25 protein-coding genes and 1 pseudogene are annotated in these 22803 nt (G+C 37.5%); 12 read left to right on the top strand and 14 right to left on the bottom strand.

Features of this window, described 5'->3' with window-relative positions; genetic code table 11:
- Positions 1-185 precede the first annotated feature (185 nt).
- The 3 genes from HMPREF0083_RS16665 (at position 186) to HMPREF0083_RS28195 (ending at position 1902) form a co-directional block, all read left to right on the top strand.
- Positions 186-479, top strand: a complete 294-nt coding sequence (locus tag HMPREF0083_RS16665) for a hypothetical protein (protein ID WP_021622772.1) — start codon at positions 186-188, stop codon at positions 477-479.
- Positions 457-1563: a DUF418 domain-containing protein gene (locus tag HMPREF0083_RS16660; protein WP_021622771.1), complete on the top strand. Its 1107-nt coding sequence runs from the start codon at positions 457-459 to the stop codon at positions 1561-1563. Before HMPREF0083_RS16665 ends, HMPREF0083_RS16660 begins: the two co-directional genes overlap by 23 nt.
- Before the next feature lie 165 nt (positions 1564-1728).
- The gene (locus tag HMPREF0083_RS28195; protein ID WP_155847241.1) at positions 1729-1902 is read left to right on the top strand and encodes a hypothetical protein; all 174 of its coding nucleotides are present in this window, start codon (positions 1729-1731) and stop codon (positions 1900-1902) included.
- Between the two features lie 33 nt (positions 1903-1935).
- Here HMPREF0083_RS28195 and HMPREF0083_RS30180 read toward each other — a convergent pair.
- From HMPREF0083_RS30180 to HMPREF0083_RS16645, 5 genes and pseudogenes are all read right to left on the bottom strand, one after another.
- A pseudogene (locus tag HMPREF0083_RS30180) lies at positions 1936-2292 on the bottom strand (glycoside hydrolase family 25 protein); the annotation flags it as partial.
- An 11-nt stretch (positions 2293-2303) separates the two neighbouring features.
- A complete protein-coding gene (locus HMPREF0083_RS16655; RefSeq protein WP_021622768.1) occupies positions 2304-2546 on the bottom strand; it encodes an LPD38 domain-containing protein in 243 nt (80 codons plus the stop codon).
- A gap of 98 nt (positions 2547-2644) precedes the next feature.
- Positions 2645-2890: a hypothetical protein gene (locus HMPREF0083_RS16650; RefSeq protein WP_040303249.1), complete on the bottom strand. Its 246-nt coding sequence runs from the start codon at positions 2888-2890 to the stop codon at positions 2645-2647.
- Between the two features lie 73 nt (positions 2891-2963).
- Positions 2964-3095: a hypothetical protein gene (locus HMPREF0083_RS29815; protein ID WP_262360683.1), complete on the bottom strand. Its 132-nt coding sequence runs from the start codon at positions 3093-3095 to the stop codon at positions 2964-2966.
- A gap of 228 nt (positions 3096-3323) precedes the next feature.
- On the bottom strand, positions 3324-3800 hold the full coding sequence (locus tag HMPREF0083_RS16645; protein WP_021622765.1) for a hypothetical protein: 477 nt from the start codon (positions 3798-3800) through the stop codon (positions 3324-3326).
- Between the two features lie 126 nt (positions 3801-3926).
- Between HMPREF0083_RS16645 and HMPREF0083_RS16640 the strand changes: the two genes are divergently transcribed.
- From HMPREF0083_RS16640 to HMPREF0083_RS16630, 3 genes are all read left to right on the top strand, one after another.
- Positions 3927-4562: a sigma-70 family RNA polymerase sigma factor gene (locus HMPREF0083_RS16640; protein ID WP_021622764.1), complete on the top strand. Its 636-nt coding sequence runs from the start codon at positions 3927-3929 to the stop codon at positions 4560-4562.
- Positions 4543-4803, top strand: a complete 261-nt coding sequence (locus tag HMPREF0083_RS16635) for a helix-turn-helix domain-containing protein (protein ID WP_021622763.1) — start codon at positions 4543-4545, stop codon at positions 4801-4803. Before HMPREF0083_RS16640 ends, HMPREF0083_RS16635 begins: the two co-directional genes overlap by 20 nt.
- A 168-nt stretch (positions 4804-4971) precedes the next feature.
- Positions 4972-5448 carry a C40 family peptidase gene (locus HMPREF0083_RS16630; protein ID WP_040303245.1) on the top strand — a complete coding sequence of 159 codons (477 nt, stop codon included), beginning with the start codon at positions 4972-4974 and terminating at the stop codon, positions 5446-5448.
- Between the two features lie 196 nt (positions 5449-5644).
- Here HMPREF0083_RS16630 and HMPREF0083_RS16625 read toward each other — a convergent pair whose 3' ends face one another.
- From HMPREF0083_RS16625 to HMPREF0083_RS16595, 7 genes are all read right to left on the bottom strand, one after another.
- Positions 5645-5962 carry a DUF3139 domain-containing protein gene (locus HMPREF0083_RS16625; RefSeq protein WP_040303243.1) on the bottom strand — a complete coding sequence of 106 codons (318 nt, stop codon included), beginning with the start codon at positions 5960-5962 and terminating at the stop codon, positions 5645-5647.
- Positions 5963-6428: 466 nt separating this feature from the next.
- Positions 6429-6884 (bottom strand): hypothetical protein, encoded by a 456-nt coding sequence (locus tag HMPREF0083_RS16615; RefSeq protein WP_148315997.1) that lies wholly within the window; start codon positions 6882-6884, stop codon positions 6429-6431.
- A gap of 31 nt (positions 6885-6915) precedes the next feature.
- Positions 6916-7071, bottom strand: coding sequence for an AAA family ATPase (locus tag HMPREF0083_RS30175; RefSeq protein ID WP_021622758.1), 156 nt, complete (start codon positions 7069-7071; stop codon positions 6916-6918).
- 400 nt (positions 7072-7471) lie between these two features.
- On the bottom strand, positions 7472-9124 hold the full coding sequence (locus HMPREF0083_RS16610) for a recombinase family protein (protein ID WP_021622757.1): 1653 nt from the start codon (positions 9122-9124) through the stop codon (positions 7472-7474).
- A 57-nt stretch (positions 9125-9181) separates the two neighbouring features.
- Positions 9182-9385 (bottom strand): transposon-encoded TnpW family protein, encoded by a 204-nt coding sequence (locus HMPREF0083_RS16605; RefSeq protein WP_021622756.1) that lies wholly within the window; start codon positions 9383-9385, stop codon positions 9182-9184.
- Between the two features lie 75 nt (positions 9386-9460).
- Positions 9461-10360: a phage major capsid protein gene (locus tag HMPREF0083_RS16600; RefSeq protein WP_021622755.1), complete on the bottom strand. Its 900-nt coding sequence runs from the start codon at positions 10358-10360 to the stop codon at positions 9461-9463.
- Positions 10361-10633: 273 nt separating this feature from the next.
- On the bottom strand, positions 10634-12928 hold the full coding sequence (locus tag HMPREF0083_RS16595; RefSeq protein WP_021622753.1) for a phage/plasmid primase, P4 family: 2295 nt from the start codon (positions 12926-12928) through the stop codon (positions 10634-10636).
- Positions 12929-13772: 844 nt separating this feature from the next.
- Between HMPREF0083_RS16595 and HMPREF0083_RS16590 the strand changes: the two genes are divergently transcribed.
- The 5 genes from HMPREF0083_RS16590 to HMPREF0083_RS16570 all read left to right on the top strand — a co-directional run bounded on the left by HMPREF0083_RS16590 (position 13773) and on the right by HMPREF0083_RS16570 (position 20804).
- Positions 13773-13994 carry a helix-turn-helix domain-containing protein gene (locus HMPREF0083_RS16590; protein WP_013810668.1) on the top strand — a complete coding sequence of 74 codons (222 nt, stop codon included), beginning with the start codon at positions 13773-13775 and terminating at the stop codon, positions 13992-13994.
- A gap of 4 nt (positions 13995-13998) precedes the next feature.
- Positions 13999-15567: a type I restriction-modification system subunit M gene (locus HMPREF0083_RS16585; protein WP_021622751.1), complete on the top strand. Its 1569-nt coding sequence runs from the start codon at positions 13999-14001 to the stop codon at positions 15565-15567.
- A complete protein-coding gene (locus tag HMPREF0083_RS16580) occupies positions 15564-16739 on the top strand; it encodes a restriction endonuclease subunit S (protein ID WP_021622750.1) in 1176 nt (391 codons plus the stop codon). Before HMPREF0083_RS16585 ends, HMPREF0083_RS16580 begins: the two co-directional genes overlap by 4 nt.
- Positions 16736-19837 (top strand): type I restriction endonuclease subunit R, encoded by a 3102-nt coding sequence (locus HMPREF0083_RS16575; RefSeq protein ID WP_021622749.1) that lies wholly within the window; start codon positions 16736-16738, stop codon positions 19835-19837. The genes HMPREF0083_RS16580 and HMPREF0083_RS16575 overlap by 4 nt, the downstream gene beginning before the upstream one ends.
- A 70-nt stretch (positions 19838-19907) precedes the next feature.
- Positions 19908-20804, top strand: coding sequence for an abortive infection family protein (locus HMPREF0083_RS16570; protein ID WP_021622748.1), 897 nt, complete (start codon positions 19908-19910; stop codon positions 20802-20804).
- A 525-nt stretch (positions 20805-21329) separates the two neighbouring features.
- Here the strand turns inward: HMPREF0083_RS16570 and HMPREF0083_RS16565 are convergent.
- Together HMPREF0083_RS16565 and HMPREF0083_RS16560 are read right to left on the bottom strand one after the other, a co-directional pair.
- Positions 21330-21725, bottom strand: coding sequence for a hypothetical protein (locus HMPREF0083_RS16565; RefSeq protein ID WP_021622747.1), 396 nt, complete (start codon positions 21723-21725; stop codon positions 21330-21332).
- A gap of 24 nt (positions 21726-21749) precedes the next feature.
- Positions 21750-22220 (bottom strand): hypothetical protein, encoded by a 471-nt coding sequence (locus tag HMPREF0083_RS16560; RefSeq protein ID WP_021622746.1) that lies wholly within the window; start codon positions 22218-22220, stop codon positions 21750-21752.
- Between the two features lie 212 nt (positions 22221-22432).
- Between HMPREF0083_RS16560 and HMPREF0083_RS16555 the strand changes: the two genes are divergently transcribed.
- A complete protein-coding gene (locus HMPREF0083_RS16555; RefSeq protein WP_021622745.1) occupies positions 22433-22678 on the top strand; it encodes a hypothetical protein in 246 nt (81 codons plus the stop codon).
- Positions 22679-22803 lie beyond the last annotated feature (125 nt).

Below are 22803 nucleotides of genomic sequence, written 5' to 3'. Positions count from 1 at the left end.
AATCGTCAGGTTTTAAGTGGTGGGTAGTTCACATTGCAACAATATGAATAAAATATATTTTTTGGGCTTTCGACAAAATTCCCCTTACTTCTACATATTATACATTTTACCTTTTATAGTAATTTATATAAAATAAAGGGGGTAATAATCAATGAAGTAAAAAGTTATTGTCTATTTTAGGAAGTATGTCTGCTGTATCAGCAACGCCAGTAGTACCAGATATTAATGCATCATCTTCCGCTACAAATGTACAAGTAGAACCTATGGACGTTACTAAGCGTGTTCAATTAAAAGTAAACGCCAAATACGAATTAGCCAGTTCAAATTATCGTGGAGTATCAGGAGATACTAAGTATATTGGTTCATCAGGCAATATGGTATGGTTTACGGCACCAGATACATATGTACTGCAGGTACTAAATAGCCGCTTGATAAATTTCAAGAAAGGAAAAAGAAATGGAACTAAAACCAATTTATAAGGACGAACGTAATACTTCCATTGATATCATACGTGGAGTAGCTCTTTTTGGCATATTACTTGTTAATATGCCTAGTTTTGATCAGAATCATTTTGGGGCTAGTTATTTAGGAATAGATGCTTTTATTAGGCTTTCATATGACTTGTTTATTCAACAAAAATTTTATCCCATATTTTCTTTTTTATTTGGCCTAGGTTTTTATATATTTATGTCACGGGCGGAATACCGGGGGCAACAAAATATTTATTTTCTGTTTACACGTCGACTTCTTGTTTTACTACTTTTTGGCATAATACATCAGATGATATGGCATGGTGATATCCTAAAGAAGTATGCGATATATGGATTTATACTTATACCTTTTTATAGACGAAGAACAAGAACTATTTTACTATTTGCCTTTGTATTAACACTTGTGTATCTAATTATGATGAATAAAATTGATATAGGAATTCATTTTGAACCTATGTTTTCAATGCCCATATTGATCATGTTGTTGCTAGGAGTTTATGCTGGAAAGAAACAAATACTTATAAATATATCTAACAATTTAAATTTAATTTATAGCATCCAGATTATTTCTTTTGTTATTAGCATTCCTACCTTATATGCAATTCTAAGGGAGTTTCTATCTAGGCCGGAATACTCTTTTTCTTTTGTAAATTCAGAAATTGTTGCTTTTAGTGGAATTCCACTATCGATATTTTATATTTCAACATTTATTTTATTGTTAGAACGAAAATTCTTTCTACGAATTTTGAAGCCCATTGGATATGTAGGCCGAATGTCGCTTACTAATTACATATTACAAACTTTAATCGGTTTAGCTTTAGTTAAAATATTTAAAATGGATTTAAATATTTCAATGCTAAAAGATCTCTTTTTGGCTATTATAATTTATGTGGTTCAAATCGGATTAAGTTTTTTATGGATAAGAAAATTTCAATATGGTCCTTTGGAAAAACTGTGGCGTTTTTTAACTTATAGTCCGATGTTTGGAGCAGCAACGAGAAAAAGCAGCGGACAAACTATATCTAGTGTGGAACCAATCAACAATAAGCAGACTAAAAACCATAAAGTGTGAAAAAGAAAAATGCGTATTGGTTCGTCCGCTTATACTAGGGATAGTAAAAGGAATGTTGTCATAGACAGCAAAGTAGAATGAATATAGAAACTGGCCAAGGTTTTTCGTGATTTCTTCGTGTTTGATGTGGTGAATAAACACCGACTTATGTGGAATGGGGTGATAATGATGTGGTGGGTTTCTGCCATTGTAATTATTTGTCTTATTGCATATGCTGTTTTTTCAAAACCAGTTAGAAAACTAAGAAGAACAGAAGACCTGGTTAAAGGAAATGGATATAGCCCTGCAAATGATCCTATCCATCCTCCAAATTCAAATAGTGATAACCGTATGCCATAGTGTCTGATGGTAATCAACATGTAAACCATTTAACTAAAGTAACAACAATGCCCCACCATCATACGGACAGCGGAGCATTGTCATTATCTTTTTCCTTTTGTAAAATAGCTTCCCGGCTTTTTCAATCGCATCCAGGAACGCTATTGCGGCATCTATCAAAACGGATTTACTTGCTTTTTTCTTGTTCTCCTCTAAATCCAAGACGAGTGGATAAGTAAACTTAACACCAGAAACAGTTTTTAAGAAATGTTGTACTTCTTCTTTAGCTTCTGCAACACTTCCGAATCTTGCGAAATGGTAGGCACCAACATGGATTCCATTTGCACGAGCATTCGCGGCATTTGTTTTAAGCGTCTTGTCTACAAAGCTCGTCCCTTCACTGGCTTTTAGGAAAACGAACTTTAATCATCAATTGTTTGTAATGCTATATCACCTAATTGTCCGGTAGTTCCTCGTAGTAAGTTATCGATTTTACGCGGTGAACCTTTAAATAAATTTCCGCTCCCCTTAGAAATCTCGCGTGTACTAGGTCCATACTGCATTTCTAAAAACAGGCTTTTTTCTCGTGCCGGAATGATATCATACCAAAAATCAATCCGTTTTTCTGTTATCCATTCTATAAATGGCATAATGAATGTCAGCATAACAGAAGGTACAGTATATTCTCAAATGCGATCAAAAAATTCTAGCACTTCGGGGTCTTTTTGTTTCATCCAGAATAAACGTACGTTCTGGCATAGTTTTAAACAATTTTCTCCGGCCCTTGCAATGCCACATTAAAGAAAATTCGATTAAATTTACGAAATCCATTTTTTGCGTCTGTACGAAGCCGCTCTTTCACGGTTCGTGTTTCCAGTAAACGTTGCTGTTCTTCCTGTAAATAGTTACGTTCGATAGAAAGCATAGTTAATTGTGCAGCGCCAAAAAATATCCATTCTGTATATAAGTCATCTTTTTTCAAGGGTGTTGATGATCCAGTATGATCCAAAGTGGATCGTCACCACACCTTGCCCCAAACGGGCGTCAGTTCGTCTCCCACACGGAAGCGTAGAGGACCGCTACTATGCCGACAGGCCCTTCCTCACTTCATCCTCATACATATCCCACGCTAAATTACGAATCATCGACCGACGAATCTGATACGCCGTCTGACGGGTCGCATCAAGCTGCTGAGCGATTTCATACATCTTCATATTCCTTCTGCTCTCTCTCATCCTGTAACGTAGCCACAGCACCTCTAGCTTCCTTGCTTTGTGCTCATATCACTTCCCTTGGTCCCTCCATAGCCTGGCCCACTCCCAATGAGCTTTCACTCATTCTTTCCATCCTGCTTTTGGATACGGCATTATAATAACTAGATGCCATACAAACGGTTGTTTTTCCATGAAATATTCCTCCACATTTTCTCCATAGCCACAATTTTATTTATGACCGGCCCCCTTCTTTAAATAAGAAATTTCTAAACGAGCCTCCTTTACACTCAATTCTAATGCGGAGAGAATTCCTTGCACCCTCTCTATGGTTCTCGACATTTCTGTTTGGACTTGTGTAGTTTTTTCTAGATGTTCGAGAAGTTTTTTCTCCCGCCCCTGGCTCTCCTTTCTGTAATCAAAGTTAATATTTAACAAATCACGCTCTCTTTTTTCATGCATCTCTATAATCTTCTGTTCTCTTTCGTCATTTTCTTTTAGCAAATTTTTATATAGCCATGTACCTGCTACTGTTGCAGCTAAAAACAAGAAAATAAAGAGAATACCGAAGACATATTGGGATTCAGCTACTCGTTGAACTATGGTCATGTCAGGCATATTCCGCCCTCCTTTCGTTTTAATTTCTATTAGAACAGACTGTTGTGCTTGTAAGGTAAATGAAGTTTCTATATATAAAGAGGAATTCATAATACTTATGGAAACCTATTTATTTGATTTCTAAAATGTAATAAAATAGAAATATAGATAAGAACAAAAGTTCCTATTTCAGTTGCCATTTTTACAGTAAATTCCTCTTTATATAGTAAAAGGAGGATGATTGTATTGTGTTTTTCTTCTTTTAAAGACAGTCCAAGTATCCAAAAATTTATCTACAAGTATTCAAAATCATTTTCAAATCCCGTGTTAAAGAACTTTCTAAAAGAGGAGGCGCATCTTACCCTTTTTATAGAGGCGGTTACTTCGCCAACCACAGAAAAACAAAAAGCGTTAGATTACGCATTTAAAAAATTTTATCAACGCATTCGCATTATTAATTTCCTTTCGACCATTCTTTACTATGGAGCTATTGATTACGATAAGAAAAATCGCAAATACAAACAGAAATACGCTCTTATTCTAGACAAACCGATTGGAACATCTCCCGAGGATGTGAGTGTTACTATGGTTGATTTGATTGCATCACCTGATGCGGAGATAGATGACCTAATCAGTAGCAAAAGTGACACCTTAGAAGAAAACGTCAGCCAGTCTTCATTAATAAGAGCCTTACGAACCCTTAATGATAGGGAAAAAGAAATACTAAATCTTGCTTATCTGCATAATATGAGCGATCGAGCAATCGCACTAAAAGTGGGTTTGTCTCATCAAGCCATTGGAAAAGCAAGGAAGAAAGCTCTCGCTAAAATTCGCAGTTACATAGGAGGAAAAAATGGTGTATACGACAATTGATCTACCTGAATTGGTAAAAGAAGCACAGAATAAAAACAAGAATTCCATGACCTATATCATTGAGGCATTTAAGCCAAAATTACAGGCTTCTTTACATCAAACTGTTGTACAGGAACGCGAAGATTTAGCACAAGAATTAAGCATAAAACTCATTGAGGCGATTCAGCATTATAACTTGGAAGCAACTCCTGGGTTTTATGATTTTTTGGATCAAATAGAGGGAAGTAGCCGGCGCTCTTAAGGAGCGCTATTATTTTTCAAAAAATTTTTTTCGAATGGTTGCCAAAAGGGATATTTATTTCTCTTTTATATATAGGAAAACGAAACAGAGGGAAAAGGATAGGGATGATCCTATTCCCAACTGCATCCCTTTCGTCTCCTTTATACAAAAAACGGGAGGAAATTCAAAATGGCTAAATATCCAGGAACAACAATCGAAATGAAAGCAGGAGACGTACTTTATTCCAAAAAAAGTTTATCGACCTATTTTGTTGGTCATGTAGCAATTGTAGGGAAAAGTCTTAACGTTCATCACGCACATCCAAATGGACCAGGGAGGACCGACACAATTGACCACTACGTAAATTTTTTTGCAGAGGGGGATACGATCAGCATTCTACGTCGTGGAGATGGCGGTACAGAGGCTGGTGTATGGGCGAAAAACCATATTAATGATATAGAAAAGTATTACTTCAATATGGATCTTGATAATGTCAAACTAAATTATTGCTCTAAATTTGTATGGCAAGCTTATATCTATGCCTATAACATTGATATATCAGACCGTAATCTTACTCTTAAAAGTAGAGCTACCCATATTTATCCGGATCAGATCAGGGACTCTTCTAAACTTTCACTACAAGGTAGTATCAAAGTAAAAAAATAAATCATCGGTTGAAGCGTTGTGTCAATCTAAATTTCCACAATGCAACTGATACAAAAATTTTTTCTTCAACGAAAATACATCAAATATTTACGACCTCGCTCAGAAACATATATTTCTGAGCGAGGTTGTTCTTTCCTCACATGTAAAAAACGAAAACATATATAATTAACTCTAGAAGGTGCCACAGCCACTAATATTAACTTTCCATATGTTTGTACCTATAACCTTCTGGTTTAAGTGACGGGCCTAGTTGGATTATTTCTCCACTTTCTATTTCTCTATACAAATATCTCACATCAGTTTCATCTGTAAAAACAACTTCTACAGCGAATAATGGAGCTTTACCAACAAGACCTTTAATACTGGAAATGTTACTGTTTTCTATCCCTTTTTCCATCACTAGATAATTGTGGACCTTATTTTCTAAACTGATTAATGTGGTTTTAATGTAAATAAAAGGGGTAGAAATTAGAGCTATGACAAGAAGAAAAATAATGATCTCTCTTTTTTTCATTTTAGTAACTTCCTCCATACATCTTGCGTTTTTTTAAATATCATTCAACGATTCCGATCCTTCCATTTCATTTTGAGGGAAATGCATGTTTAAATATGATTCGGTCATAAATGAATCGATTCCCACTGTATACTCTTTTTCCTTATTTTAACTTAAATTACTAATTAACGTAAACTAGATTATCCGACTCAAAAAAAGATATTCTCATCAAGAGAGCACCTTTTCTTTCCCCCTCTTATTCTCCTCATAGATAGCCCAAGTCAGATTTTTTACAACTCCAAGCTTTCATTCCTGTGCTCTTGTACGTGATACCCCGACCTGTGATATCTTTCATCTTCTGGCCATCCATAATGCCCTCGGGGACAATCTGTTCTTTTTTAGATAGGTTATTCTTTTCCACAAACACATCGACCTGCTTTACCTTGTTTTCAAAACGTTTTAATCGTCCATTTAGCCGCTCCATTGCTCACAGGTTATTACACGCTGCTCTAAAAACGGGATCACTATTTTCGCCCTTTGCTTTGGGTAATGTTGCTTCAATGCCGTACTCAGTTGTACCTGCTGCCACATCATCACTTCTATTTATTCCGAATCGAATTACTTCCCGTAAATGTTCGATTTGCTGCGTTATCCAGTAATACCTATCTAAGTCATTCGTAGTTCGGTTGTTAAGAGCCATATCATAATTATCAAAGCCTGCGAATTTCCCAATATCGTGCATAATTCGCTCCTTCGCTTTTTCAAGTCCGCGATCCGCTTCCATTCTCCGGTGTCTTTCTTGGGTATCAGTCATGTTTTCTCGTCTAATATGGGCAGCCAATTCATCAACTCCAGCTGGGTCGATGATGTAGATATCATGTTTTTCGATTTGCTGCCGGGTAGCATCATATTCAGCGCCAGAGAACTTTGTATAAGCTACCAAGTCAGGGCGAATAGCATCCAATTCCTTTTGACTAATGAATGAATATATGTCCTTTTTCTTTTGGATGGCGTGACGGCCGTGTTGTATAACTTGGAATGGATGTATGTCCATATTGTTCTTCCAGTAGTTGAGCAATTGTCGATTTACCACTCCCTGATCCTCCAACTAAGCAAACGATTCTTTTCATTCTTACATTCTCCTTACATTCCCGTATGTTCTATTTCATCCGTTCATAGGCTTGTGTTATATTCCTTATGAGGCTTGGTGTTCCCCCTCCAAGGCTTAGGTATCCTTCATAGCTTTTTTATTTGCCGGTCCTCTGACTGGCTCTTTTTTCATTAAATCCCACCAATTAACTTATTTACCTCTTTCATGAAATTCAGTATATTGAAGGTGTAAAACTTTTCTTAGTAACCTCTAAACCATTATCCTTGCCGACCTATGTCGGCCTTTTTTATTTCGCCATATGGCCGTTATCAAGACTAATTTTTTAAAAAATGAGCACCGTTAGGAGCGGTCAGATAGGGATTTATAATTCCTGAAAAATTCGGCATAGTCGTTGATATTCAGCTATGCCGTTTTTTCGTTTATTTTGGTAAATCGATAGCGCCAATGCAGTTATAAAAAATTTGAATCCGCTGGGTTCTGTGGCCATCTACCTTTTCAGCCTTAAATACAATTATTTTATCAATGAACTCTCGGATAATCTCTGCATCCAATTCTGTAATTTCTGTGTACTTTTTTACTAGTGCCAAAAAGCGGTCGGTATTGAGGGACTGTTCATTTGCTGTATCAATGGTATGCTTTAATTTGGTTATCCTTTCTTCCAGGACCTTCTGCTCGGCTTCATATTCAGCCGACATCTTGTAAAAACGCTCTTCGGGAATTTTGCCCATCACATTGTCCTCATATAGCTTTCGAATGATTTTGTCTATGTCAGCAATGCGAGTCTGTGCTTGTTCGTATTCCTTTTGACTTTGGCGGAGTTCTTTGGCAAGTTCCTTTTCTGAATTATTCATAACTATACGGATGAATTCCTGTTCATGGTCTTTGGCAAAGGAGGTTACACGTCTTAAGTCTTCTAACAAAAGCTGTTCCACTACAACATTGCGTATCTGATGTGAACTGCACATACCCTTTTTCTTGCGGTAAGTCGCACAAACGAAATATTCCTTATCGTGTGTCCATCCCTTGCCTCTAACCTGATACAGCTTTGCCCCACAGTCGGCACAAAACATCATGCCAGAAAGCATTCCCATTTCACCTAATCGCGATGGTCTTCGCTTGCCATCTCTGATTTTCTGCACTGTTTCCCAAGTACCCTTATCAATAATTGCTTCATGGGTATTTTTGAAAACCAGCCAATCTTCTGGATTATTTAATATCTTGACTTTGCTCTTATATGACTTTTTAGAAGTCTTGAAATTTACCGTGTGACCTAGATATTCCATTTTAGCCAGAATATCTGCTACGGTACGAGCCGACCAAGCATATGGGTTTTCAGGTGGTCTTGCTGGAGTGTTAATACCCATTTTGCGAAGATGAACCGTAGGTGTATCAATGCATCGCTTTTCAAGTTGCTTTGCTATCTGCGTGGGTCCAAAGCCAGCCATGCACAGTCGGAAAATATCTCTGACCACCTCGGCGGCTTTCTCATCTATTATCCAGTGCAACTTATCTTCAGGGTCTTTAATATAACCGTAAGGCGGATTGGTGCAGAGTGGCTTACCGGACTGTCCCTTGGATTTGAACACAGCACGGATTTTCTTGCTAGTATCCTTAGCGTACCATTCATTAATAATGTTAAGAAACGGTGTAAAGTCACTGTCTGCTTGGTTTGCACTATCAATACCGTTGTTAATAGCAATGAATCGTACATCTGCTTCAGGAAACATAATCTCTGTGTAATAGCCTACTTTGAGGTAATCTCTGCCGAAGCGGGACATATCCTTGATGATAATCGTTCCAATTCTGTCGGACTCTACATCAGCAATCATGCGGTTAAAGTCTGGTCTATCAAAAGTTGTACCGCTGACCCCATCATCCACATAAAATTCGATGTTGCGAAAACCGTTGTCCTCAGCATATTTTTTTAGAATTGCCTTCTGGTTCACTATGCTGTTGCTGTCTCCTGCAAGCTCATCATCACGTGAAAGCCTGCAGTAAAGAGCAGTAATTTTCGCTTCTTCAAATGCTATTGTTGATTTAAGTATAGTGCTAAATGTTGACTGTCTATTCATTTTTCTCCTCCATTTCCGACAGTCTTCAAGCGGTTTAGCACTATGTATATTACCGTACTACCTTGAAGAAGTCGAGTTGATTTCCGTGGGTTTATATGAACTATCTGATAACTTTGAAAGGCTTTTTGCGTTGACTGTAATCAGTCGTTTCAGCTTGGAATATGCACTTTCCTTTGCTGAATCACTTACTCGTGATTCCACCACATAGACCGTACCTCCGATATCGGATTTGGTTGTGCGGCTGCTAATTTGGTTTTCCATATCGTGACCTCCTGTCCGATGTTTTGATGGAACTGGCACTGAGCCGAATTGATGACTCAGTGCCTAATCCATTATTTAAGCTTTTATTTGTAATATTTTCAGAGCATCCGGTTGAATCAACTTCCCATCCAATCTTTCGTAAGCAGAAAAGCCAATTTGCCCCTGCAATGCATATAACTCACTTAATTTTTTTATCGTTATTGGTTGACGTTCAATCAGCCAGTAGTATGATAAATCTCCAAATACAATGCTTTTTGCTCCTGCTGATACTGTAGGCATATATGGAGAGGTAACTACAGGCTTTCCGAAGATGGTGTTATCTGAAGGATTCCACAGATAACTGCCGCTTGTATCCTTAAGGGTTCTAAGAAGCATAGCTGTATTATCGTGCATGATAAACACAGCGTTATTTCGGTATTCATCTTTTAATGAAAAGTACAGAGAGATGATCTCATCAAAAGAGATGGTACTATTGTCTGCTGTAGTTACATCTGCGTCTGCCGTAAGGATACCTGTTGGCTGAGTTGTGCCATTTCCATTAAGCAATGCATTTTCCTCAGCCTTACCAAAACGCTTCGCAAAATCACCCATCAGATATTTTTCAAGATTAAAGTTCATATCGGTGACGAATGAGCGGTTTAGCTTGACAAGAGATGCCAGCTTATATGATTTCACCAGAAACTGTGTAAATGTATCGGCACTTTCGGGGATTGGATCTCCGTCTTCAACCCAATCTGCTGTACCCGTTGAGGATACCGCTTGAATTTTACCTTCTGCAGAAGATAGATTGATAACAGTAGCAAATCTGCGGAATATATTTTCCTTTGCCAAAGTAGTGTTAAAGCCTTCTCTGAACTCATCTGGTGCGACATAGGCTCCTACATTATCAAAGCCCTCACTTAGATTTTGATTATTTTCTTCTTTTCCTTTCATAACATTCCAAAACGCTCTATTATAAGTTGTTGATGTTGCCATAATCGTTTACCTCCTAAATTTAAATTGGTTGTGGGGTATATACCCCGTTTGAAACCGCGTTTTTTTACGCGTTGCCCCACGCCCGTTGTCCAGATGTAAAGGTGTGGAGATTTGACCTCCCCTAGGGGCAGGTATCAACACATTAAGTTGTATCCAGTGTTTTTAGTGGTATTAAGCTTTGTAGCAAGATGTAGCAGGTAAAAACTAAACTCTCTATACGAGAGCGATTTTTTATATAACCTGTTTTTCTTGCTACAAGCTGCTACACTGTGTTTAAATAAGAAGAAATTCTTCTTCTGTCAGCTTATATCCGATAAGCATTGTGGTCATTCCACCACCAGAACGTGGTCGTTTCCGTTCTACACGGGCGATAGCTGTTAATGCCTGTTTGAAGTTTCTTGCATTCTCCGAATAACATCCATTGGCACTGCACCAACGCTGATACCGGGCATACACTTCGGATGTCCGCACCTCACTATTAGGACTTTCCTCCAAGGCATCCTCGAAAAATAATGCTATTTTGTCGCTGTCACGCTTATAAGCCTCCGTTGCTGTCTTAACGGAATCAGGTAAAGTCAAGCCTTCTTTCTTTAACAGCTGATAGCCTTCAATTAGCCAGTTGAGGATAGCACTCTGATTCTTCGGTTTGGCGAATTCGCGTTTTAAGTTTTTATCCTGCTCGCTTTCATCAAAGTGTCGTTCAAAAGGGATAATCACTACTCTGCCACTGGAAAACAGCGTCATATCCGTAATAACGGGCAGATAATTGGTGTTGATATACAGCTTAAACTTTGGAGAAAAGTCAAAAGAATTCTCATGTAGAAACCTTGCGTTGATGGTGTCACCACCCGTCATGCTTTTTACCTGTGCAGCATTTAGGACAAGTCCTCTGCTAGGCTCGGAGATATTCACAAAGCGTACTCCTGCAAGCCTAGCAATATCTTCACTTGGACTTGAACTGTTATTGTTCTTTTTCAGACTGATAGTCTCTGGCCTTGCGGTACAGCCATAACTGCCTAATACCTTAAGAATGCTCTCACATAGCGTACCTTTACCGTTTCGAGTTGTAGCACCATAGAGAACAAACAGGCATTCATAACGAGTGTCTCCGCTGATACTGTACCCAAAGGCTTTTTGGAGGAATTTTGCCTTTTCCTCATCTCCGCTCATAATCTCATGAATAAATCTATCCCATCGCTCACTTTTTGCTTCTGGGTCATATTTAACGCCAGATATCTTTGTAAGTCTGTCCTCGCTGTTGTGGGGACGAAAATCCATAGACATTAAAAACAAGGTTCCATTGGCACAGTTGAGCATAAGCGGGTCTTGGTCAAATTCAGCCATTGATATGGGATATACGCTCTGTGCATCCTTAAGTACCGTTTCTCGGTATCTTCTTGACTGCCACTTTCGGCAATAGTCAATGTATGCCTTTCTTTGATGTTCATCCTGAATAGTCAAAGCATAGGTTAGCAGTTGATTAGCCAATGATTTACACATTTCCATTACTTTTAGATTACCGACATCAGGAATCCAAATGCCATTTTCGTAGCAAAACCACATTTTCCTTTCAGGAACATAGCGGGCAAAAGACTTATAATAATCAGCAAACAGCCTGCTTGCCCCAATATCCGTCCAAGGGTAGCGATCGTTACTCTCAGGCTTAAAGCCAGCAAGGGAACATTCTCCAAAATCTTCTGTAGCTGATGAACGCTTACCACCTGGTTTATATATTTCAGTAGCATTTGCAATTGCTTTTTCTATGGTTATCATTCCATAAGTACTGCCAGACTGCGGTCTATTCCATTTATCTCGCATTAGGCCGCTCTGCCGGAAAAGTCTGTCCATCTGTCCAATATCCCTGCCACACCAAAATGCCAGCATACCGCAAAGTGCCAAATCAGCTTCACTGGCAGAAGCATAGCCAGATGTATCCCCTTGCCATAATGCTTTGAACCTTTCTCCGTTTACTGATTTAAAAGCCTTCTCAATAACAGACTTGTCAGACAGATAGGATTGGCTTTCTATATCTACTAGTTGCTTCACAGGGGTAGGACGCAGCATATACTTGTCTAGTATCATCTGTAGTTCATTCGATTTCTCCGGTATATCACCATTTGCATACACATTGCCTGTTACGGTAACAAAGCGGTTTGTTGCTCCGCCCACATAGACCTCGATTCCTAACTTTCTGTTGTTGATATAATATTTTGTCTTGTCAAAGTTATAGCCAGTGGCCTTAAAGAAAATATGCAACCCTTTCCCAGATGGACTGTGTTCCATATAGCAACCACTAAAAGCGTCTACAACACTTTGGGAAATAGGCTTAAGCTTACCGCTGCTATCAAAGCAATCATCTAAGTCGATAACACATATGTCATTACCCACCAAAAATCCGATACCGTCATAATCACTTATAGCAGCTACCGCCAAACTAAAATCTAAAAATGTACTCAGCTGATCTGTTTTTGCCCTTTTTCCCGTTACTGGGTTATAGGGAACTTTGGTTTTTCTACCACTTCGCGCTTCATATTTCCAACAACAAAACTGTGGCTTATCTTTAAGCATCTGTGGCAAGTTATCATATTTTGTTTTCAGTTATTTCACCTCCTTGCCTGTTATAAATGACCCGAAAAGCTACGGTTCAAGAGGGTTTGCCTTGTTTGACACAACCTCGTTATCTTTCAAGGAATACGCTCGAAATTATCGTCATGGCATATTCTGCTTGAAGTATCTCTTGCATTTCGGGGTATTCAGTTGTCAAGGAGCAGTGAGAGAAAAACTATGCTTTTATTGGTTGTTCATGAGAAAGGCAAATCCACAAAGTATTTTTAAGGCAATTTCCTCTCATCATGCACAAGACACAAGCCTGCAGTTTGAGTGCCGGAACAAATATTTCTGTGTATTGCTTTCCTCTACTAATAGCCGAAATTATTAACCCCTTAGCTATATGCCTCATTAATTTCTAACTTGGAAGCTAATGGGGATTATTTTTCCTCTCACCTTATAGCCTTGGTAGAACACATTAGTTGAGGATTTTAGAAAAAAATTTTTCTTCCTCATTCATAAGCGAAGAATTCTATTGATTCGAACCCCTAAAATAAAAAAACAGCCTGTCTTTTTTCCAGAAAAGACAGCTGTAATGCTTATGCTTTTGCTCAAATTTGAGCGAAAGCGATATTTAGTTTAAGAAGGCTGAAAGCTATAGTTTGAGTCTTACAATGGGCTTTCCGACTTTTTTGTCTAAAAGTATTTATTTGAATAAAAGAGAAAAATGAAAGGCATACACAACCATCACTATTTTTATTAACATTGTAAAATTACTTCACAAACGCATAATTATAATGTTATATTTGAAGAAAATGTGCTATAACGGAAAAAAGATATAAAGATATATAAAGAGGTGACCAAGATGACCGTTAGTTATAAAAAGCTCTGGAAATTGTTGATAGACCGCGATATGAAGAAGAAAGATTTACAAGCTGCTGCGGGAATAAGTCCATCGTCAATTTCAAAGCTTTCTAAAAATGAATATGTCAGTATGGACGTTCTTGTAAAGGTTTGTACGGCGCTTGGCGTTGATTTTAAAGATATCATGGAATTAGTGCCTAATATGGTTGAAGAAAGGGAGTAGAGTTATGGAAAATAACAGAAAAGAACAGGAACGGGCGGAATTACACCGCACGATATGGAATATGGCAAATGATCTAAGAGGCAGTGTAGATGGCTGGGACTTTAAGCAATATGTTCTAGGAATGCTTTTTTACCGCTACATATCTGAAAATATTACCGCCTATATTAACGCCGGAGAATGGGAAGCTGGCAATACGGAATTTGATTATGCTAAGTTATCCGACGAAGAAGCAGAACAGGCACGAGAGGATTTAGTTAATACTAAAGGCTTCTTTATCTTACCCAGCCAACTTTTTGAAAATGTCCGAGCTCGTGCTAAGGACGATGAAAACTTAAATGAAACACTAGAGCAGATTTTCAGTAATATAGAAGCATCTGCGCAAGGAACAGAGAGTGAAGATAATTTCAAAGGCCTATTTGACGATATTGATGTTAACAGCAATAAGCTAGGAAACACTGTAGTAAAGCGTAATGAAAAGCTGGTTAAGCTAATGAATTCTGTTGGAGAAATGAAGCTGGGAGATTACAAAGACAATACCATAGATGCATTCGGTGATGCTTATGAGTTTTTAATGGGTATGTATGCATCCAATGCAGGAAAAAGTGGTGGTGAATACTATACGCCGCAGGAGGTTTCTGAACTCCTTACCCACTTAACATTAGTAGGAAAAACTGAAGTCAACAAGGTATATGACCCCGCCTGCGGTTCTGGCTCTCTACTGCTAAAGTTTGCAAAAATCTTAGGAAAAGAAAATGTACGTCAAGGTTTCTTCGGTCAAGAAATCAACATTACAACCTACAACCTGTGCAGAATTAATATGTTCCTGCACGATATTGATTATGACAAATTTGATATTGCCCTTGGGGACACACTAACAGATCCGCAACATTGGGATGATGAGCCTTTTGAAGCCATTGTATCAAATCCACCTTACTCTATTAAATGGAAGGGCGACAATGATCCTATTTTGATTAACGATCCCCGTTTTTCTCCAGCGGGAGTATTGGCTCCTAAGTCTAAGGCAGACCTTGCTTTTATTATGCATAGTCTCTCTTGGCTTGCAACAAACGGAACAGCGGCTATCGTTTGTTTCCCCGGTGTAATGTACCGCGGAGGCGCTGAAAAGAAAATCAGGCAGTACCTGATTGATAATAACTATATCGACTGTATCATTCAGTTACCGGATAACTTGTTTTATGGTACCAGCATTGCTACCTGCATTATGGTGCTGAAGAAGTCTAAATCAGAAAATAGCACCTTATTTATCGATGCATCAAAGGAATTTGTCAAGGTTACGAATAACTACAAGCTTACACAAGAAAATATTGAGACCATTCTTAACGCATTCAAAGATAGAAAAGATATAGAGCATTTTGCTAGGCTTGTGCCAAACAGTGAAATAGCTGAACAAGATTATAACCTGTCTGTTTCTACCTATGTTGAACAGGAGGATACCAGAGAAAAGATTGATATTGTTGCCCTCAATGCTGAGATAGAAAAAATTGTGGCGAGAGAGCAGATTTTGCGGGAAGAAATAGATAAGATTATTGCAGAAATTGAGGTGGGCAAATGAGTAAGTTAGATGAATTGATTGCTGAACTTTGTCCAGATGGAGTGGAGTTTGTAACAGTGGAAGAAATTTGTGATATTACACGTGGGAGAGTAATGTCCAAAAATTATCTAAGAGAAAATACTGGTGTTTATCCCGTTTATTCATCACAAACAGCAAATAACGGTGTTTTTGGCTACATAAATACTTTTGACTATGACTGCGAATCCGTAACATGGACAACAGATGGAGCAAACGCTGGTTCTGTTTTTTATCATATTAACGAAAAATTTAGTATAACAAATGTTTGTGGATTATTAAGGGTTAAAAATAATGAACTGGTAAGTACTAAGTTTCTATTTTATGTTTTGCAAGTATATGCAAAAAAATATGTTAATGATGGTATGGGTAACCCAAAATTGATGAGCAACGTCATGGCAAGGATTTCCGTTCCCCTTCCCCCTCTAGCTGTTCAGCAGGAAATTGTCCGTATTCTGGACAATTTCACAGAGCTTACAGCAGAGCTTACAGCAGAGCTTACAGCAAGAAGAAAGCAGTATGAGTATTATAGGGATTTGCTATTGACATTTGGAGATGAGGTAGAGTGGAAGACTTTAGGGGAGATTGGAAAATTAATAAGAGGAAGTGGATTATTAAAATCTGATTTTGTAGAAGAAGGTTTTCCATGTATTCATTACGGACAAATACATACTTACTATGGTACAAGCGCTACTGAAACAATATCATTTGTTTCAGTAGACAAATCAAAAAAACTGAAAAAGGCTAAAAAGGGAGATGTACTCATTGCAGGTGTAAGTGAGAATGTTGAAGATGTATGTAAGCCTTTGGCTTGGCTTGGTGGAGATATATGTATAAGTGGTGATATGTTTGCCTTTAGACATAATCAAAACACAAAATATATAACCTATTTATTACAAACAACAGATTTTAGCAGATACAAAGAAAAATTTGCTCATGGTGCAAAGGTAACAAGGTTAAGACAAGATAAATTATTGGCTTATAAAATCCCTGTTCCACCCTTAGAAGAACAAGAGCGCATCGTAGCTATCCTCGATCGCTTTGACGCCCTCTGCAACGACTTAACCAGCGGCATTCCGGCCGAAATCGAAGCACGGCAAAAGCAATATGAATATTACAGAGATAAACTGTTATCTTTCAAGGAGGTGACGGCATGAGCATTTACAACATCGTTGCCAGTACTGATGAAGCAACGGTTGTTGCTGAATATGCAGCTGAATATAATGTCCGTCCTGAAAAGTATCAGAGCGAGGCAGAACTTGAGCGGGAGTTTATCAGGCAACTAACTTCCCAAGGATATGAATATATTTCAGTACACAATGAAGCTTCATTGATAGAAAATCTCCGAAAGCAACTTGAACTGCTTAATGACTTCACTTTTACTGACAGTGAATGGGATAGATTTTTCACAGAATGTATTGCCAATACAAATGAGGGTATTGTTGAAAAAACCAGAAAGATTCAAGATGACCATATCCAGATTCTAAAACGTGAAGATGGAACAACAAAGAACATATACCTTTTGGATAAAAAGAATATCCATAACAATCGTTTGCAAGTTATTAATCAATATGAAGAAGCAGGCGGCAAGCATGAAACCCGATATGATGTAACAATCCTTGTAAATGGACTTCCACTAGTTCATGTAGAGTTAAAGCGTCGTGGTGTTGCTATCCGTGAAGCTTTCAATCAGATAAAAAGATACCAGCGTGACAGCTTTTGGGCGGCTTCTGGTTTATTTGAGTATGTACAAATATTCGTAATCTCCAATGGCACCCATACAAAGTATTATAGTAACACCACAAGAAATGCTCATATCAAGGAGCAAAGCAGTAGTGAACGTCGAAGAAGCAAAAAAACAAGCAACAGCTTTGAGTTTACCAGCTTTTGGGCAGATGCAAACAACAAAATTATTCCTGACCTTGTGGACTTTACTAAAACATTTTTTGCCAAGCATACCCTCTTAAATATACTAACAAAATATTGTATTTTTACATCTGAAGATCTGCTCCTTGTAATGCGTCCTTATCAAATAGCTGCTGCAGAACGTATATTATCACGTATTGTAGTATCAACCAACTACAAGAAGATGGGCACAACTGCAGCTGGAGGATATATTTGGCATACAACAGGCTCTGGTAAGACATTGACCAGTTTTAAGACAGCCCAATTAGCTTCTGCCTTGCCTTACATAGACAAGGTACTGTTTGTTGTTGACCGTAAAGACCTAGACTATCAGACTATGAAGGAATATGACCGTTTTGAAAAGGGAGCAGCTAACGGTAATACGTCCACAAGAGTTCTTCAAAGACAATTGGAGGACAGGGATGAAAAAGGAAATCCTCATGAATACAAAATCATTGTAACCACGATTCAGAAGTTGGATATATTTATACGTAAAAACAAACAGCATGATATTTACAAGAAACATGTGGTATTGATTTTTGATGAGTGTCACCGTTCCCAATTTGGTGAAATGCATCAAGCTATCACGAAGAGTTTTAAGAACTACCATATCTTCGGCTTTACGGGAACTCCGATTTTTGCTGCTAATGCCAGTTCAGGAGGTAACCCACTGCTTCGTACAACCGAGCAGGCTTTTGGAGAAAAGCTACATACCTATACCATTGTAGATGCCATCAATGATGGGAATGTTCTGCCTTTTAGAATAGATTTTATCAATACCATTAAGATGCCTGATTACGTTAATGATAAAAAAGTCTATAGCATAGATAGAGAAAAAGCCTTAGCAGATCCACAGCGAATCAGTGAAATTGTTTCTTACGTTCTTGAACACTTTGATCAGAAGACAAAGCGCAATAGTTATTACACATTCTCTGCGAAATGGGAAGAAGCAGATAAGCACAACCCTAAAAAGATGATAGAAAAGCGTGAAACAAGGCGAGTTGCCGGTTTCAACTCCATATTTGCTGCTGCATCCATCCCAATGGCAATCAGATACTATAATGAGTTTAAGAAGCAGATAGCTGAAAAGAACCGTAACCTTACCATTGCAACTATTTTCAGTTTTAGTGCAAATGAAGAAGAGCCAGATGGACTGCTTCCTGAAGAGGATTTTAATATGGAAAACCTTGACCAAAGCTCCAGGGATTTTCTTGATGCGGCTATCCGAGATTACAATTCCACATTTAGCACAAATTACGATACATCCTCGGATAAGTTCCAGAATTATTATAAAGACCTCTCTCTTCGTGTAAAGAATCGGGAGATTGATATATTGATTGTTGTCAATATGTTCCTGACAGGCTTTGATGCAACAACCCTGAATACGCTATGGGTAGATAAAAACCTGAGACAGCATGGATTGATTCAGGCTTTTTCAAGAACTAACCGCATCCTAAACAGCGTTAAGACCTATGGTAATATCGTTTGCTTTAGAGATTTGAAAGAAGAAACAGACAAAGCTATTGCACTATTCGGCAATAAGGATGCAGGCGGTATTGTACTGCTAAAAACATTCGATGAATATTATAAGGGATATGATGAAAAAGGTGAACACAAGCCGGGCTATGCTGAACTGATTGCAACCCTTACAACACAGTATCCCCTTGGACAACCTATTCTCGGAGAAGAAGCTGAAAAAGACTTTATACGGCTATATGGAGCAATACTTCGGCTTAGAAACATTCTTACTTCTTTCGATGACTTTGAAGGAAATGAGATTTTATCTGAAAGGGATTTTCAGGACTATCAGAGCATTTATATTGACCTGTATCAGGAATACAGAAAAGGTGCTGATGGTGACAAAGAAACTATCAATGATGACATAGTTTTTGAGATTGAACTGGTCAAGCAGATAGAGGTAAACATTGATTACATCCTTATGCTTGTAGCTAAATATCAACAATCCAACTGTAAGGATAAAACCATTCTTACAACTATTGATAAGGCTATCAATTCAAGTATTGAACTTCGAAGTAAGAAAGAGCTTATCGAGCGTTTTATAGAGCAAGTCAATGTATCGACCAAGGTGGATGAGGATTGGCGCAAATTCCTCCATGAGCGTAAGGAAGCGGATATTTCAGCAATTATAGAAGAAGAAAAATTAAAGCCCGAAGAAACCCGCCGTTTCATCGACAATGCTTTCCGAGATGGAATGCTTAAGACGACCGGTACAGCCATTGATAAAATCATGCCACCTGTATCCCGCTTTGGCGGAGGCAGGGCTGCGAAAAAGCAAGGAATTATTGAAAAACTGATGTATTTCTTTGAGAAGTATTTAGGGTTGGTGTAGCAAATAATCAATACAGCAGATTAAATAAATTGATAGGTTACTATAGAATAAATATTGTGAGGTGAAATGATTGCATAAAAAGCAAAAATCTCCATTTGAGCTATTAAGAAATAAGGCTATTCTAGCTATTTTAGACGGTGATTCTCAATTTGGAGAAATAGATGATGTAGAGATTTCAATGCCTTATTTAAGTGACCCGACTATAGTAGAAATTTCCCAATTATTTGGACTGTCTGAAACATACGGATGGAATGGAGGAGCATTAAGTAGATGGAATTACTTAGATAACCTTCTTAAGCATGGAATTGAGACTAACCGAATTAATGATATTCTTTCCTATCTATTTTCAAAACAGCAATTTACAGATAAACTTAAAAGGAAAACACCAGATCAGATTGAAGAGATCTATAATTATATCGTTAAGACAGTAATAGAACAGATTAATGGAATACTTTATTTTGGTGGCAATAAACTTACTATCATCAATCAAAGATTTCATATTATTCCAATAAATTCTACGATTAAAGTAACTACTCCTCAAGTAAAAAACATTGATCGAGAATACATTAAAGATATTTCTGAGAGGGCAATGCTTGATGTGGTAAATGGAAGTTATGACAGTGCAATCACTAAATCTAGAACATTATTAGAAGAAGTATTTTGTTATGTTATCGAAAACAAGAATGAAACGCCAACAGACAGTGGAGACATAGGTAGGCTTTATAAGCAAGTAAAAGGGTTATACAATATGCACACAGATAAAAACCTTGATAGACGAATCAATACACTACTTTCAGGTTTGGAAAAAATCGTTTCATCTATTGCTGAGATGAGAAACAATAATAGTGATGCGCATGGTGTTGGAAGTCAAAGAATTAGTATATCTGAGCATCATGCTAGACTTCTTGTAAATTCTGCAATGACTATGGCTGAATTTATACTTTCAGTGGGAAATAATACAAAATAATAAAGAGACCAGCCACATCAAGCCATTAAGTTTAAATGTGACTGGTCTTTTACTTTTGCCCCGCTTGAAGCTGTTTAGTTAAGTTTTTCTTCAATCCCTAAGTGAACGCTTCTTTTGGCGCTCATTTTTTGTAGACATATATTTAACGATTGGTTGGCTGACAACAATGCTCTTTACTAAAAAACATCTCCAAAATAAAAAACACCGTATCCTAAAGGGGTGCTTGTTCCTCCTGGCCTTTGGAATTTAGGACTAGACCTTATTAGTTATGCTTGCATCGGCGTTGATATGGTATCTGGGTATACCGAGATAACGGAGGAAAAATAAGATGATTAATATAATATGTGCTTTCTTTGTTTTTTATTAAGTATTATTTAGGGATACAGCCGCATCGCCATCAAGTCTCGAAATCCTTGATAAGTGAGGGAAGAGGCTGTCCAAAAAGTAGAATTTTGGAGGCAGCCTCTTCTATCGCATAATGAGGCATAAGCAAGTAGAACAAGACTAATTCAGGTAACCTAGAACCTATGGATTAAAAGTGCCTCCAACTTGGGTCCCGCTTGAGGTGTTTGACTGAAACTGAATATGATAACCATCATTGTTCGGAACGCCTTGGAATGTATGGCTTCGAGGGAAATTCCTGCTTACTTCTCCAGTGTCAGTATATGGAGTACTCCAGTCTTCCCATCCCCACCATTTATCTCTAACTACGCGATATGTCATATTAGGCCTTCCAGCATCAAGGCTTTCTTGCCAGTATTTTAAATTAACCTTTTCATTTGTTACTGTGATACCCTGATCACTTGTAACTGGACCTGTGCTGTTATATATTTTTGTGAAAGAATAAGATGCCGCCGAAGCGAGAGGTGCTCCTAGAATTGTTGCTCCAAGTAGGGCAGTAGTAGCTATCAATTTTTTCATATGTAGTTATCTCCTTATAATATTTTATTGATTTTCTGGTACCGCAGTTCCATCCACAATCAATTTCCATTCTCCATTGATTTTCTTAACTGGTAATGTTACCATATATTTTCTCTCGTTTTCAGAAATAAGAAATTTAGCTTTAGCTGAATCTGTACCATCTGGCGTTACGGAAAGTAATTTAGTATTTGCTCTGTCTTGATCATTTTGCTTAACATACTGAGCGTACTTTGATTTAACTTTTTCTTTTTTATCATAACTATTCAGAGATGCTTTTCCTTCATTTCCATTTTTCACATCATCATAATAAACGCGAACATCTTCTACATAACTGGCAGCTAAAGTTGCATCCCCATTATTCATAGCATTCACAAATTCGTTTAGACTCTTTTTTACCTGGTCCAAATTATCCTTTTCAACAGATATACTCTCAACATTTTCGGTGCTGATTTCTGCTGAAAAAACTGACGAAGAGGCTATTGGGCCTGTCACCATTATTCCCAGTAAAGAAAACCTAGCTATATACTTCTTTAGATTTTATTCAATTTTATTCCCCTTTGGTAAAATTAGTTAAATATTAACATTTATTATAACGTAATAATTTACTATATATGGGGATATTTTATTTTACAATATTTGTGATATATAATAACAATTATATTAATACAGACTACTTGTTATCTTAAAACGTTAGGGGGGATAATCTCATGAAAATGAAAACAATTTTTTTTGTTTTAATGCAACTATTTGGATGCTATGTTCTATTCAATGCCTATGAAGTTTTATCTATATATTTTAGTGATTCTCGTGGGGTAGGAGTAGGAATTACTAAACTTAATATTCTAATTAGTGTTCAAGATGGGCCTTTGCTTTTTTATGGCACTTTATTTTTAATAGTAGGATTACTTCTAATATTTTTTCCTTTCTTTTTAAGGAAACTAAAATGTAATTAATTAACGGCCCAGGGTAATTATTGTAACTATTCAGCATGTGGATAGTTACTTTTTTTAGATTTATAGTTTATGACCTGATTCTCTTGTCAAAGCTATATACATCTGGTTTGATAAATCGACAAACT

This window comes from Aneurinibacillus aneurinilyticus ATCC 12856, from assembly GCF_000466385.1.
Classification (GTDB): Bacteria; Bacillota; Bacilli; order Aneurinibacillales; family Aneurinibacillaceae; genus Aneurinibacillus; species Aneurinibacillus aneurinilyticus.
The sequence above is the reverse complement of the archived record's forward strand: the minus strand, read 5'-3'. Positions and strand labels throughout refer to the sequence as shown.